Annotated in this window: 16 protein-coding genes; 14 read left to right on the plus strand and 2 right to left on the minus strand. The window is 69.5% G+C overall.

Annotation, left to right across the window (positions count from 1 at the left end; all coding sequences use genetic code 11):
• The first annotated feature begins 6 nt into the window (after positions 1 to 6).
• From QFZ76_RS32565 to QFZ76_RS32620, 12 genes are all read left to right on the plus strand, one after another.
• A complete protein-coding gene (locus QFZ76_RS32565; RefSeq protein WP_307677044.1) occupies positions 7 to 1,266 on the plus strand; it encodes an AAA family ATPase in 1,260 nt (419 codons plus the stop codon).
• A 2-nt stretch (positions 1,267 to 1,268) separates the two neighbouring features.
• On the plus strand, positions 1,269 to 1,688 hold the full coding sequence (locus QFZ76_RS32570) for a TadE/TadG family type IV pilus assembly protein (RefSeq protein ID WP_307677045.1): 420 nt from the start codon (positions 1,269 to 1,271) through the stop codon (positions 1,686 to 1,688).
• 1 nt (position 1,689) lies between these two features.
• Positions 1,690 to 2,064 (plus strand): TadE/TadG family type IV pilus assembly protein, encoded by a 375-nt coding sequence (locus tag QFZ76_RS32575; RefSeq protein WP_307677046.1) that lies wholly within the window; start codon positions 1,690 to 1,692, stop codon positions 2,062 to 2,064.
• 10 nt (positions 2,065 to 2,074) lie between these two features.
• Positions 2,075 to 3,412, plus strand: a complete 1,338-nt coding sequence (locus QFZ76_RS32580; RefSeq protein ID WP_307677047.1) for a CpaF family protein — start codon at positions 2,075 to 2,077, stop codon at positions 3,410 to 3,412.
• A gap of 11 nt (positions 3,413 to 3,423) precedes the next feature.
• On the plus strand, positions 3,424 to 4,368 hold the full coding sequence (locus tag QFZ76_RS32585) for a type II secretion system F family protein (protein ID WP_307677048.1): 945 nt from the start codon (positions 3,424 to 3,426) through the stop codon (positions 4,366 to 4,368).
• Between the two features lie 18 nt (positions 4,369 to 4,386).
• On the plus strand, positions 4,387 to 5,274 hold the full coding sequence (locus QFZ76_RS32590; RefSeq protein WP_266448118.1) for a DUF5936 domain-containing protein: 888 nt from the start codon (positions 4,387 to 4,389) through the stop codon (positions 5,272 to 5,274).
• A gap of 70 nt (positions 5,275 to 5,344) precedes the next feature.
• Positions 5,345 to 6,655: a sensor histidine kinase gene (locus QFZ76_RS32595; protein WP_307680198.1), complete on the plus strand. Its 1,311-nt coding sequence runs from the start codon at positions 5,345 to 5,347 to the stop codon at positions 6,653 to 6,655.
• 14 nt (positions 6,656 to 6,669) lie between these two features.
• Positions 6,670 to 7,440: a response regulator transcription factor gene (locus QFZ76_RS32600; RefSeq protein ID WP_307677049.1), complete on the plus strand. Its 771-nt coding sequence runs from the start codon at positions 6,670 to 6,672 to the stop codon at positions 7,438 to 7,440.
• A 100-nt stretch (positions 7,441 to 7,540) separates the two neighbouring features.
• On the plus strand, positions 7,541 to 7,738 hold the full coding sequence (locus tag QFZ76_RS32605) for a Flp family type IVb pilin (RefSeq protein WP_307677050.1): 198 nt from the start codon (positions 7,541 to 7,543) through the stop codon (positions 7,736 to 7,738).
• Positions 7,738 to 8,343 (plus strand): pilus assembly protein TadG-related protein, encoded by a 606-nt coding sequence (locus tag QFZ76_RS32610; protein ID WP_307677051.1) that lies wholly within the window; start codon positions 7,738 to 7,740, stop codon positions 8,341 to 8,343. Before QFZ76_RS32605 ends, QFZ76_RS32610 begins: the two co-directional genes overlap by 1 nt.
• A gap of 34 nt (positions 8,344 to 8,377) precedes the next feature.
• Complete coding sequence (locus QFZ76_RS32615) at positions 8,378 to 8,956, plus strand: hypothetical protein (protein WP_307677052.1); 579 nt, start codon at positions 8,378 to 8,380, stop codon at positions 8,954 to 8,956.
• A 7-nt stretch (positions 8,957 to 8,963) separates the two neighbouring features.
• Entirely contained in the window at positions 8,964 to 9,596 is a 633-nt protein-coding gene (locus QFZ76_RS32620; protein WP_307677053.1) for an OmpA family protein, read from the plus strand.
• A gap of 113 nt (positions 9,597 to 9,709) precedes the next feature.
• Here QFZ76_RS32620 and QFZ76_RS32625 read toward each other — a convergent pair whose 3' ends face one another.
• Both QFZ76_RS32625 and QFZ76_RS32630 read right to left on the minus strand, forming a co-directional pair.
• The gene (locus QFZ76_RS32625) at positions 9,710 to 9,901 is read right to left on the minus strand and encodes a hypothetical protein (RefSeq protein WP_307677054.1); all 192 of its coding nucleotides are present in this window, start codon (positions 9,899 to 9,901) and stop codon (positions 9,710 to 9,712) included.
• 11 nt (positions 9,902 to 9,912) lie between these two features.
• A complete protein-coding gene (locus QFZ76_RS32630; RefSeq protein WP_307677055.1) occupies positions 9,913 to 10,764 on the minus strand; it encodes a helix-turn-helix transcriptional regulator in 852 nt (283 codons plus the stop codon).
• Positions 10,765 to 11,039: 275 nt separating this feature from the next.
• On the opposite strand from QFZ76_RS32630, the gene QFZ76_RS32635 reads away from it, so the two are divergent.
• Entirely contained in the window at positions 11,040 to 11,534 is a 495-nt protein-coding gene (locus QFZ76_RS32635; protein WP_373464381.1) for an ATP-binding protein, read from the plus strand.
• A 190-nt stretch (positions 11,535 to 11,724) separates the two neighbouring features.
• Positions 11,725 to 12,723, plus strand: coding sequence for an alpha/beta fold hydrolase (locus QFZ76_RS32640; RefSeq protein WP_307677056.1), 999 nt, complete (start codon positions 11,725 to 11,727; stop codon positions 12,721 to 12,723).
• Positions 12,724 to 12,761: the final 38 nt, after the last annotated feature.

Here is a 12,761-nt window from a genome sequence, read left to right on the forward strand (position 1 = left end):
GCCGCCATGCCCACGAGGATCCTCCCGGCTGTCGGCGACGCGGACGCGGTCCGGTCCATCACCACACTCCTCAGCCAGCTCCCGGACGCCGAGCCGGTGGCCCCGGTGACCGACTCCACGCAGCTCATCGACACCCTCGCCCGCCTCGCCGCCGAGTCGATCGACGAACTGCCCGAGGTCGTCGTCGTCCACGAGCGCATCGGGCCGGTGCCCGCCCTGGAGCTCATCCGCGAGGTCGCCCTCCGCTTCCCGGCCGTCGGCGTCATCCTCGTCACCTCCGACGCCAGCCCCGGCCTCTTCCAGGCCGCCATGGACTACGGCGCCCGCGGCCTGATCGCCCTGCCGCTCGGGTACGAGGAGCTGGCCATCCGCGTCCAGGCGGTCGCCCAGTGGTCGGTGGGCGTACGGCGTCACCTCGGCGCCGGCGGCGACGTGTTCACCGGCGTCGGCGGCACCGTCGTCACGGTCAGCGGGGCCAAGGGAGGCGTGGGTGCGACCCTCACCTCCATCCAACTCGCCCTCGCCGCCCAGGCGTCCGGCCGCAGCACCGCCCTGGTCGACATGGACCTCCAGACCGGGGACGTCGCCTCGTTCCTGGACGTCCAGTTCCGCCGCTCGGTCGTCGACCTGGCCACCATCACCGACATCTCGCCCCGCGTCCTCGCCGACGCCGTCTTCCCCCACGACACCGGCCTCGCCCTGCTGCTCGCCCCCGGCGAGGGCGAACGCGGCGAGGAGGTCACCGACCGCGCCGCCCGCCAGATCGTCAGCGCCCTGCGCTCCCGCTACGAGATCGTCGTCGTCGACTGCGGCTCCCAGCTCAGCGGCGCGGGCGCGGCCGCCGTGGAGATGGCCGACACCGCGCTGCTGGTCACCACGCCGGACGTGGTGGCGGTCCGGGGTGCCAAGCGCACGGTACGGATGTGGGACCGGCTGCAGATCCGCAAGGCCGAGGAGACGACGGTCGTCGTCAACCGCCACAGCCGCGGTACGGAGATCCAGCCCCCGCTCATTCAGAAGATCACCGGCACCGCCGTCGCCGGCACCGCGATCCCCGCCAACTTCAAGGAACTCCAGAGCGCGGTGGACGCCGGCCGCGTCCACGAACTCGACAACCGCAGCACCGTGAAACAGGCCCTGTGGGGTCTCGCGGGGGAGCTGGGCCTGGTCAAGGGGTCCGAGTCGCCCGGCCACCGCGCCGGCCGGCTGCGGAACGGCGACCGGTCGGCGATCGGCTTCCGGCGGCGCAGAGAGCTGGGGAGGTAGGGATGCGGGCCACGCGGACCATCCGGACCATCCGGGCCATCCGGGCGCCTTCCTCGGGCCGACGTGACGACGGCCAGGTCACCATCGAGTTCCTCGGCATGACCCCGCTGATCATCCTCACGCTGGTGCTGATGTGGCAGTTCGTGCTGCTGGGATACACGTACACGCTCGCGGGGAATGCTGCGGACGAGGCGGTACGGGCGGCGACGGCGGCGGACCCGGGTGCGCGGCAGGGCGCGTGTCAGCAGGCGGGCCTGGACAAACTGCCGGACGCGTGGAGCGGCACGGTGGAGTGCGACACGGCCGGCGGCTATGTCACGGCCGACGTCCATCTCGAAGTCCCCGTCCTTTTCCCCGGCTCGATCGGCTTCCCGTTCACGGTCGACGGCCACGCGGGCGCCGTAGAGGAGGCGAAGGACTGAGATGTCGTACGACGGGAAGGGGACGGCCCGCCGCACAGGCCGCGACCGCGGCCAGGTCGCCCTGGAATACCTCGGGTTCATCCCGATCCTGGTCCTCGTCGCACTGGCGGGCGTACAGATCGGGCTGATCGCCTACACCGCCCAGCAGGCCGGGACCGCGGCCCGGGCCGGAGCGCGCGCCGCCTCGCTGGACCTGGGCGCCCAGGACGGCTGCCAGAACGCGGTCAGCGACTGGCTGGCGGACGGAACCACGTGCACGGAGGCGCGCGGCGCCGACGAGGTCACCGTCACGGCCACCGTCGACATCCCGTCCGTCGTCCCCGGCTGGGACTTCGACCCCGCCCGGAAGACCGCCACCATGCCGCTCGACCACTGAGGACGCACCCATGAGCCTGCGGTCACGCATCAACACCCCGGAAGAGAACGGCAGCCGGGGCGAGGACGGCCACCTGGTCGCCTCCTACCGGGCCAAACTCCTGGAGGAGATCGACCTCGCGGAGATGAGTTCGCTCGCGGCGGCCGAGCGCCGGGCGCGGCTGGAGCGGGTGCTCGGGCACATCATCAGCCGTGAGGGTCCGGTCCTGTCGACGGTGGAGCGCTCCCAGCTGATCCGCAGGGTGGTCGACGAGGCGCTCGGACTCGGCATCCTGGAGCCGCTGCTCGAAGACGCGTCGATCACGGAGATCATGGTGAACGGCCCGGACGCGATCTTCGTCGAACGCGGCGGCCGGGTCGAACAGTTGCCGCTGCGCTTCCCCTCCCACGACCAGCTGATGCAGACGATCGAGCGGATCGTCTCGACGGTCAACCGGCGGGTGGACGAGTCGAACCCGATGGTCGACGCCCGCCTCCCCTCCGGCGAGCGCGTGAACGTGATCATCCCGCCGCTGTCCCTGACCGGCGCCATCCTCACCATCCGCCGCTTCCCCCGCTCCTTTACGCTCCAGGAGCTGGCGGGCTTCGGTTCCCTCGACGACCACATGCTGTATCTGCTGGCGGGCCTGGTGCAGGCGAGGTTCAACATCATCGTCTCGGGCGCCACGGGCACCGGGAAGACCACGCTCCTGAACGCCCTGTCCGGACTCATCCCCGACACCGACCGCATCATCACCATCGAGGACTCGGCCGAACTCCAGCTCCAGCAGCGGCACGTGGTCCGCCTGGAGTCGCGCCCGCCGAACGTGGAGGGCCAGGGCCGGGTCACCATCCGCGACCTGGTCCGCAACTCCCTGCGGATGCGCCCCGACCGGATAGTCGTCGGTGAGGTCCGCGGCGGCGAGTCCCTCGACATGCTCCAGGCGATGTCGACCGGCCACGACGGCTCGCTGGCCACCGTGCACGCCAACAGTGCGGAGGACGCGCTGATGCGGCTGAAGACCCTGGCGGCGATGTCCGAGGTCGAGATTCCCTTCGAGGCGCTGCACGATCAGATCAACAGCGCGATCGACGTGATCATCCAGCTGACCCGGTTCGCCGACGGCGTCCGCCGCATCACCGAGATCGCCCTGCTCGACAGCCACGGCAGCGAGCCGTACCGCATCGCCACGGTCGCCCGCTTCAACGCCCAGCCGATGGCGGCCGACGGCCGGGTCCACGGCCGCTTCGAGTACTTCCCGATCCCGCGCCGCACCGCCGACCGCCTCTACATGGCGAGCCAGCCCACGCCCCAGGCCTTCGGCGTGGCCCAGTCCGCAGATCAGCTAGCCACCCGAGTAGCCAGGTAGGAACGACCCCCATGGATCTCGAGACCCTCGTCACCCTCACCACCGGCATCGCGCTGCTGACCTGCGTACTCGCCGTCATCGGCGTCCACACCTACGCCAAGGGCAAGGCGCAGCGGGCCGCACTCGTCGAACGCCTCTCGGCCGCCGGCCAGATACCGCTCACCGGCCGCCGGCGCCGCTTCCGCAACCTCGACCGCAGAGTGCGCGGTACGAATCTCGGCCGGAAGCTGGAACTCCGCCTGGCGGCGACCGGCCTGGACATCACCCCCGGCGAGTTCTTCGCCGCGATGCTCGCCGCCGTTGCCGGCCTCTGGCTGGTCGGCCAGGCCGCCCTGGCCCCCTTCTTCGGCCCGATCGCCGGGCTGCTCGGGATCTGGGCGGCGGTCCAGTTCCTCAACTGGCAACGCCAGAAACGCATCGAGAAGTTCATCAACCAACTCCCCGAAATGTCCCGCATCCTGGCCAACGCGACCCACGCGGGACTGGCCCTGCGGACGGCCATCGGCATGGCGGCGGAGGAACTGGAGGCCCCGGCGGGCGAGGAACTCGCCAAGGTCGCCAACCAGTTGGCGATGGGCGCGACGATGGACGACGCGCTGGGCGAGATGGCCGAACGCCTGCCCTCCCGCGAACTGGTCGTCCTCGTCACGACCCTGGTCCTGTCCAACCGGGCGGGCGGCCAGGTCGTCAGCGCCCTGCGGAACCTGACCGAGACGCTGGAGGAGAGGAAGGAGACCAGGCGCGAGGTCCGTACGCAGCTGTCCCAGGTGAGCATGACGTCGTACGCCGTCCCGGTCCTCGGCGTCGGCTCGCTCTTCCTCATGAACGGCGTGAAGGACGGCGCCCTGGACCGCATGACGGGCTCACCGGTCGGCCAAGGGGCGGTGATCATCGCGTTCGCGCTCTACGCGGTGGGCTTCATCCTCATCCGCCGCCTGTCCCGCATCGACGTCTGAGCAGCGGGGGATCACATGATGGCACTCCTGCTCGCCCTGCTGATGGGCCTCAGCGTCTGGGGCATCTTCGCCGGCATCCGCATGTACCGGGCCGACGCGAAGCTCCCCAGCGACCTGGCACTGGCCCTGGAGGTCGGCGCCACCCGCACCGGCGCGGTCGACTCCCTCATCGACCGCATGGGCATGCGCTACGCCCCCGCGGTCCTACGGCTGATGGGCCCCAAGCAGGTCGCGAAGTACCGCCGCAAGATCGACCTCGCGGGCAACCCCGGCGGCCTGACCATCGACCGGTACGCGGCCCGCCGGGCGGTCTACGGCTTCCTGGGCGGCGTCGGCTTCCTGGTGTTCCTGCTCCGGGGTGACCTCCTGGTGGCCCTCCTGCTGCTGGCCTTCGGCGCGTTCTGGACGGAGGTCGGCATCTGGTCGGCGATCCGGATCCGCAAGGACGTCATCGAGCGGACCCTGCCGGACTTCCTGGACGTACTGGCGGTGGTCGTGAGCGCGGGCCTCGGCTTCCGGCAGGCACTCGATCGGGTGGCGTCGAAGTACGAGGGCCCCTGGGCGGACGAACTCCGCATCACCCTGCGCCAGATGGACCTCGGCATGAGCCGCCGCCAGGCCTTCGCGGAACTGCGCCGACGCAACGACTCCGAGCAGGTGGCGATGTTCGTGACGGCGCTGCAGCAGGGGGAGGAACTGGGCGCCCCGATCGTCGACACCCTGGTGTCCCTGGCGAAGGACATGCGCCGGACCGACGCCCAGAACGCCCGCCGCAAGGCCGCGAGGGCGGTCCCCAAGGCCACGATGATGATCACGACGTTCATGGTCCCGGCCACGATGATCCTGCTGGGGGCGGGGTTGCTGCTGGGCTCGGGGACGGACTTCGGGTCCATCACAGGGGAGTAGGGAGGGGGACGGCATGGAGACGGTGACCGGACACACGACCGCCGACGGCGATCAGGCCTCGCAGGCGGCGATGGGGGCGCAGGGGAGTCAGAGGGTTCACCTCGGCGCACGCGCACTCTCCGTCCAGGTCAACGCCCTCCAGGCCATGTGCCGCCAGGTCTTCGGCTTCCGCCTCGCGATGATCGCCGTAGCCGCCCCCGCCGCCCTCCTCAACGCCAACCCCGGCCTGGGCGTCCGCCTGGTCGGCGCGGCCGTAGTGGTCACCTTCATGACGTCCTACGTCCTCTTCAGGGACTGGGAACGCTTCGGTCCCCTACTCCTCCGCCACCCCACCCTCCTGGCCGCGGACACCCTCCTGGGCTCCCTGCTCCTGATCTCCGCGGGCCCGGACACCACCCTCGCCTACGTCAGCGTCTGCACCCCGCTCCTTGCCGGCATCGTCTACGGGTGGCGCGGCGCCGCCGTCTTCGCCTCGCTCCAGTCCCTGATCCTCCTGCTGGTCCACGCGACCCTGAAGGACGGACCCGAGGTCGGCCTGGCGGAGCGACTCCTCCTCCCCGGTCTGTGCGTCATCACCGGCGCCGTGGGCTCCACCCTGCGCAACCTGATGCTCCGCTTCGGTACGGCGACGCAGGCGCTGGCCACCGTCAGGGCCCGCCTCGCCGTCACGGAGGCGGTCGGCGCCGAACGGGCCCGCCTGGCCCGCGAGATGCACGACTCCGTGGCCAAGACCCTGCACGGCGTGGCCCTCGCGGCGGACGGCCTGGCCCACACGGCGGGCTCGCCGGACCTGGACCCGGCCCGCGTGAAGCAGCAGGCCGAACTCGTCGCCCGCGCCGCCCGCCGCGCCGCCGCCGAGTCCCGCGAACTCCTCACCGACCTGCGCCGCGAGTCGGACCCGGCGCACGCCACGGACGTACTGTCCGAACTGGCCGCCCGCACGAAGGACTTCACCGCCCGTACGTCTCTCCCGGCGACGTACCACCCCACCGGCGAGAACACCGAGCCACCACCCCTCGTCCCGCCCGCCGTGACCCGCCAACTCCTCACCATCGCCACGGAGGCCATGGAGAACGCCCACCGCCACGCGTCCGCGACACGCGTGGACGTCCACGCGGGCGTCGTCCACGGCGACCTGCTCCGCATCAGCGTGTACGACGACGGCCGCGGCCTCCCGCCCGACATCACACTCGAAGACCTCCGCAGGTCGGGCCACTTCGGTCTGGTCGGCATGGTCGAGCGCGCGAAGGCAGTCGGTGCCCGGATCGAGATAGGCCGGGGTGCCCATGCGAAAGGCACGGAGGTCCTACTGGAACTCCCCTTGGCAGCAGTAACCCCGCTGCCCCCGTTATCCGCCACTCAACCCCCCACCACTCCCTGAGAGGAGGCCGAAAGATGCCGGACCAGCAAACACCGCCCCGCACCCACCTACGGGTCGTAGTGGCGGACGACAACCCGGTCGTACGCGCAGGCCTCACCGCCCTGCTCTCCGGCCGCCCGGACATCACCGTCGTCGCAGAGGCCACCAACGGCCAGGAGGCCTGCGAGGCGGCCCGCGACCACCGCCCTGACGTGGTCCTCCTGGACGTCCGCATGCCCGGCACGGACGGCATCTCGGCACTCCCGTACCTGGTGAAGATCGCCCCGGTCCTGATGCTGACGTACAGCGCGGAGCCGGAGACCGTCCGCGAGGCGATGCGCCGAGGTGCCGGGGGCTACCTGGTCCACGGTGAGTTCACCGTGACGGAACTTGTCAGCGCCGTACGGGCGGCGGCTGCGGCGACCCATGAGAGTGCTACTGCATACGAAAATGTGGACGCACTCATTCCACAAGTGAATGATGAACTACCAGCTCCACCAGGCTATTTCGCCCTGCGAGCCATCCCGGCCCCCCGCAATTTCCCCAAAGGGCTTTCGCAACTGCAACCAATTGTGGGACAGTCGTCGAGGTCGCGGTTCCAGCTGAGTACGAGGGAGGCGGAGATCATGGACCTCATCGCGTCGGGGATGAACAACCAGCAGATCGCCGCCGCCTGCTTCATCAGCGAGAAGACGGTCAAGAACCACATCAACCGCATCTTCGCCAAGCTCCACAGCACGAGCCGCTCCCAGGCCGCCGCGAAGTGGCTCGGCACGGCACCGAGTTCCTACCGGGAACTGGGGTGAGCTGTGATGACGGGGAATTGGGCCCAGGGGCCCTCGGCAGGGTGGGGTGTTCCGGCTTACGGTTCGCATGTCGATGGCGACGACAGCGGAGGGGAACACCATGAGCAACTGGATCAACACGACCATCGCGTACCTTCAGGCCCGCGCCGCCCGCGACGACAGGGGGCAGACCGCGGTGGAGTACCTGGGGATCATCGCGGTGGTGGTGGCCATCGTGCTGGCGATCACGGGGACGGACATCGGCACCACGATCTACGACGCGATCACGGACAAGATCACAGAAGTCACCGGCGGCTGATGTGGTCATGGCCCCGCAGGTGCAATGACGCAGGGCAGGCCTTTCCCATCTACATCACGGTGGTGGGGGGTCTGCTCTTTCTCGCGTTCGCGTACCTCGCGGTCGGCCAAGCCGCGGCGAATCGGAACGGTGCGCAAACGGCCGCCGACGCGGCGGCACTGGCGGCGGCCCTGGACACGCGGGACCAGCTCGCGGGCCAGTGGGTCGAGGACGTACTTGACCCGACCCAGTGGCAGGGCATTTTCGACGGCAACGTGCCAGGAGTTGTGAACTCCTGCGAGCGGGCGAACCAGCTGGCCGCGCAGAACGACGCCGACGAGGTGGACTGCGCTCCGGTGGGGCTCCTGGGCTACAGGGTCGAGCTGAAAACCAATAAGCCCGTGGGAGACTCCATCGTTCCCGGTACGGAGAACATTCACTCAACGGCGTCCGCCACCGCTGTTATCGAGCCGCTCTGTGAGTTCGAGCTCCCGGGGGAGGACGCGGCGGACGACGTACTGCCGCAACTCACCTGCAAGGACGACCGGACCTGGGAACTGGACCCGGACGACCTCACCGTTCTGCCGGAACCCCAGGACCTCTTCGACGTCCATCTGGCCGACTGACAAGCGAACGACGAGTGATGAAGGAAGCGGAGAGATGAGCAATCGGTTCAATGCGAGGGCCCGCAGGGGGATGGTCGCGTTGACCGTTGCGGCCGGTCTGGCCGTCGGTGTGGCCGGCTGCGGCGGAGGCGGCGACGACAAGAAGCCGGACACACCGGCGTCGGCATCAAGGGAGGGCGAGTCCAAGCCGAGTGCTCAGGAGGGGCAGGCGGACGAGCCCTTGGCCGAGTTGAAGGGCCAGGATGGCTTGGTTCTCCAAATCACCTCTGCCGAGCGTGATTCCGGCGGGTTCGTCACGGTGAACGGCAGCATGAAGAACGACGGAGACAAGAGCGTGTTGGTTCCCGGAGCGGTGCGGGGTGACGAGACCGAGATCATCAGAAACGGTCGGTCATTCGGCGGCGCCACTCTCGTCGACTCAAAGGGCAAGAAGCGGTACTACGTGCTCCGCGACACGGACGGCCGTCCGCTGACAACGACGGGTTTCTCTACCCTCAAGGCGGGCGAAAGCCTGGCCGTGTTCATGCAGTTCCCGGCACCGCCTACGGATACGACCGAAGTAGCCTTCCAGTTGCCGACGTTCGCCAGCGCAACGATCACGATCTCTGGGTGAGGCCTACATGAACCCCACGGCCCCCCGCCTCGCCCTGACCCTCACCGCCGCCTCCCTCATGGTCGCCGCGAACCTCCTCACCGCCACAACCGCCCACGCCGACGACTCGCCCAGCGTCCCCCCTGGCACCGAACCGTCCGCCTCCGCCCCCGTCAACGTCGACGCCAACGACCCCGACCTCAAGCTCCCCGAGGGCGCCACCCTCGCCGAGGCCAAGGTTCTCGACATCAAGCAGGTCGTCGAAGACCAGAGCGGTGACGAACGCCGCGAGGACACCAACGCGGACGTGAAGTTCGCGCTCCAGGCGGAAGTGCTGTTCGGCAAGGACAGCGCGAAGCTGAGCGCCGAGGCGAGGGCCCGTATCTCCGGGATCGCGGAGGAGATCAACACCCAGAACGCGACGAGGATCCGCGTCTTCGGCTTCACGGACAACCTCGGCTCCTCCGCGCACGGCGACGTCCTGTCCAGGCAACGCGCCAACGCCGTACAGGCAGTCCTGGACCAGGAACTGAACGACCCGAACGTCACCTTCGAGGTCCGCGGTTACGGCGAGCAGTACCCGATCTCCTCGAACGCGACGGAGAGCGGCCGCAAGAAGAACCGACGGGTGGAAGTGTCCTTCCCGCGAACGGAGAGCTGAGAAGCGCCTGACGTGTCCGCCATCGGGTCGGCGCCCCGGCCTCTATCACCAACACGTGCAGCGAGCGCAACGGTGGCATTCCCGGGTGGTCCGAACTGACGTCGCTGTGCGTGTCAGAGCAGATGATCGGCTTTGCCCGCCTTGATGTCCCGGATGAGCGTACGGAGGGCGTCGCGGCTGTCGGTCAGGTGGTGCTCCTCCTGTCCGGCGACGGCGATGTAGGCGTTGCCGTCGGCGTCGGTGCCTATGCGGAAGCAGTTGTTGCCTTCACCGCAGAAGGGGTCTTCCCAGGTGATGCCGGTCATGGCGGGCTCCCTCAGATCTCGCGGGCGACGGTACGGATGAGGTCGCGCGAGGCCGCCGAGGGCAGCGCCGCGTCGTCCATCCAGTCCAAGTGGGAACGGTACTTGGTGAGCTGAGCCTCCGCGCCGGTGAATTCCGGCCCGTGCGCAGAATCCAGCTGCACGGTGTCGAGTTGGGGAACGGCCCCGTCGGCGTACAGCAGCGCGTGCCCGGCGCCGGGGAAGCCACCGACACTGGTCGGAACGACCCGTACGTCGATCGCGTCGCGCTCGGACTGGGCGGCCAGGTGATCCAGCTGCTGCCGGGTCACCTCCGTGCCGCCGTACGGCATGCGCAGCGCAGCTTCGTGGACGTAAGCGACGTACGGAAGCGGCTCGGCCCGCTCGAGCACCTGCTGTCGCCCCATGCGATGCGCCACCCGCAGCTCTACTTCGAGCCGGCTCAACGCCGGCAGGACGGCAGCGAAGACTGCGCGGGCGTACTCCTCGGTCTGGAGCAGTCCGGGTACGTGCATGAATTGCATGGTCCGCACGCGCGCGGCGTGCCACTCCAACTCGGCGATGTCCAGCAGCCCGGCGGACAGGGTGCCCCGGTACTGCTCCCACCACCGCCGCTCCTTGCCCTCGGCCATGGCGACCAACGCTGCGACGTAACTTTCGTCGGAGCATGCGTAGTTGCAGGCGAGGGTGCGAATGCGTTCGGCTGAGAACGGGCGGATCCCCGACTCCATGTTGGACAGCCGGGTCCGATCGATGCCGAGCAGTCCGGCCGCGTACTCCGTGGTGGCGCCCGCCGCCAGTCGCATCTTGCGCAACTCGGCGCCCAGCCGCTTCTGCCGCTCAGTCGGCGTGCTTCTCGTCGACATGCCGTCCCTTCTCCACTGTGGTGGGTCTCAGTCTGCCGGTGAGCGACGTCTCGGGTCCACCACGGTGGGGGTAATTATCACTGAAGTGATGGACAGTGTGACTCCGCATCTTCTACATTCCGTGACAGGTCGACTACGACCCGCTGTCAAACCGGAAGCGCATCACGCGAGCCTGCCCGCAACCTCCTCCCCTGGGAGGGGCGGGCCCGCGTCAGGTAGACAAGCCACCGGCCGCAGCAGTCCCAATCCACCGCCTCACCAAAGGAGTTGCTGCCATGCCGCCCATCACGTTCACCTCCTGCCCGCCCCCGACTGCGACGGAGAGCATGCACCTCATCCCGCCCACTCCCGAAACCCTCGCCTACAGCCTCACGCTCCCCGCCTCCGCACAGAGCCCGGCGATCGCCCGCGCAGCGACCCGCACGATCCTGCGGGCGCACGGCCTCGACGACGTGATGGATGCGGCCGTGCAGGTGGTGAGCGAACTGGCGTCCTGCGCCTGCCGTTTCACGCCGACCGCCGAGGTCTACGTATCGCTCCGCTATCGGGACGGGGCCCTCCGAGTGATCCTCTACGACGGCCACGCCCGCCACACCCATCCCCGCCTCGCCTCCGCCTGCGAGTCCCGCCGTCGCGCGGCCCTGCGCGTACTGGCGTGCGTGGTCAAGGCGTGCGGCGGCGACTGGGGTTTCGGCGACGCGCGTGAACCGGGCGGCGGTACGCGGATGTGGGCGGTCCTGCCGAGGGAGGGGGCACGGGCTTACGTCTGATGGTTCGGGTAGGCGAACTTGCCTACAGGTGAACGATCGCCGCCCAAACCGGCCGCGCACTGATCGAGGTCGTGGACACCACCGCCTACACCACAGCACCGTGGGTGGATGCCGGGTGTCGGCAAGTACACCGTCGGCCGGGTGGGCAGAGCCATGGTGAGGCGACCAGGGCGTTCGTAGCCTCGTCGGCATGGCAGACAACGTGACTCACAACGACAGGCCCACGCGGCGCCACACGCTCCGGCTCGCCGCATCGGCGGGCGGTGCCGCACTCGCCGTCAGCGTCGGCGCGGGCACCGCGCGGGCGACCTACTCGGGCCGCGCGACGGAACGTACACATACCGGAGTACGTACGTACGTCCTCGTCCACGGCACCCACAGCGCGGGCGCGTTCTGGACGGCGATCGGCAGGGAGCTGGCGCTGCGCGGGCACCGCGTCGTCGCGGTGGACCAACCCCTGCACGGCACCGAGAAGTTCATCCCGAAGGCCTATCAGGCACAGGACCTGCGGGCTCTCGCGACGGAACCCTCCCCGGTCGCCGCGCTCACCCTGGACGACTTCGAGCGGCGGGTGACGGGCGCCGTACGCCGCGCCGCGCGTCTGGGCGGTCCGGTCGTGCTGGTCGGGCACAGCCTGGGCGGCGTCTCGGTCAGCAGGGTCGCGGACGCCGTCCCCGAACTCCTGGCGCACATCTGCTACCTGGCGGCCTTCTGCCCGAGCCGCAGCATGCCGTCCCTGGACGCGTGCGCGGCGTCCCCCGAGGGGCAGCGCTCCATCACCCCGCTGGAGCAGATGGTCGGCGACCCGGAGAAGCTGGGCGTACTGCGCCTCAACTGGCGTACGTCCAATCCCCGCGACCTCGCCGTGTTCAAGGAGATGATCTGCGCGGACTACACGGACGCCGAGTTCCTGCGGGTGCTGGAAGGCATGCAGACGGACGAGTCGGTGACGGCGTACGCGGGCCGGGCGGTGGGCCGTGCGCACACGTGGGGCCGGGTTCCCCGCACGTACATCCGGTGCGGCAAGGACAGGACCGTGTCCCCGGAGCTCCAGGACCGCATGATCGCGGAAGCCGACGAACTCACCCCGGACAACCGCTTCACGGTCCACGACTTCCCGAACGCCGGCCATCTCGGCCCTTCGAACCCGACGCGGGTGACGGACCTTCTGCACGGCCTGCTGCCGTAGTGCTCCCCGGTGCTCCCAGGTGCTCCCATCGAACCCGT

The organism is Streptomyces sp. V4I2 (assembly GCF_030817655.1).
Classification (GTDB): Bacteria; Actinomycetota; Actinomycetes; order Streptomycetales; family Streptomycetaceae; genus Streptomyces; species Streptomyces plumbiresistens.

Excerpts from the sequence above, each read along its gene's own strand:
- QFZ76_RS32565 (WP_307677044.1), top strand. The coding sequence starts at position 7 with ATGCCCACGAGGATCCTCCCGGCTGTCGGCGACGCGGACGCGGTCCGG.
- QFZ76_RS32570 (WP_307677045.1), top strand. The coding sequence starts at position 1,269 with ATGCGGGCCACGCGGACCATCCGGACCATCCGGGCCATCCGGGCGCCT.
- QFZ76_RS32575 (WP_307677046.1), top strand. The coding sequence starts at position 1,690 with ATGTCGTACGACGGGAAGGGGACGGCCCGCCGCACAGGCCGCGACCGC.
- QFZ76_RS32580 (WP_307677047.1), top strand. The coding sequence starts at position 2,075 with ATGAGCCTGCGGTCACGCATCAACACCCCGGAAGAGAACGGCAGCCGG.
- QFZ76_RS32585 (WP_307677048.1), top strand. The coding sequence starts at position 3,424 with ATGGATCTCGAGACCCTCGTCACCCTCACCACCGGCATCGCGCTGCTG.
- QFZ76_RS32590 (WP_266448118.1), top strand. The coding sequence starts at position 4,387 with ATGGCACTCCTGCTCGCCCTGCTGATGGGCCTCAGCGTCTGGGGCATC.
- QFZ76_RS32595 (WP_307680198.1), top strand. The coding sequence starts at position 5,345 with ATGGGGGCGCAGGGGAGTCAGAGGGTTCACCTCGGCGCACGCGCACTC.
- QFZ76_RS32600 (WP_307677049.1), top strand. The coding sequence starts at position 6,670 with ATGCCGGACCAGCAAACACCGCCCCGCACCCACCTACGGGTCGTAGTG.
- QFZ76_RS32605 (WP_307677050.1), top strand. The coding sequence starts at position 7,541 with ATGAGCAACTGGATCAACACGACCATCGCGTACCTTCAGGCCCGCGCC.
- QFZ76_RS32610 (WP_307677051.1), top strand. The coding sequence starts at position 7,738 with ATGTGGTCATGGCCCCGCAGGTGCAATGACGCAGGGCAGGCCTTTCCC.
- QFZ76_RS32615 (WP_307677052.1), top strand. The coding sequence starts at position 8,378 with ATGAGCAATCGGTTCAATGCGAGGGCCCGCAGGGGGATGGTCGCGTTG.
- QFZ76_RS32620 (WP_307677053.1), top strand. The coding sequence starts at position 8,964 with ATGAACCCCACGGCCCCCCGCCTCGCCCTGACCCTCACCGCCGCCTCC.
- QFZ76_RS32625 (WP_307677054.1), bottom strand. The coding sequence starts at position 9,901 with ATGACCGGCATCACCTGGGAAGACCCCTTCTGCGGTGAAGGCAACAAC.
- QFZ76_RS32630 (WP_307677055.1), bottom strand. The coding sequence starts at position 10,764 with ATGTCGACGAGAAGCACGCCGACTGAGCGGCAGAAGCGGCTGGGCGCC.
- QFZ76_RS32635 (WP_373464381.1), top strand. The coding sequence starts at position 11,040 with ATGCCGCCCATCACGTTCACCTCCTGCCCGCCCCCGACTGCGACGGAG.
- QFZ76_RS32640 (WP_307677056.1), top strand. The coding sequence starts at position 11,725 with ATGGCAGACAACGTGACTCACAACGACAGGCCCACGCGGCGCCACACG.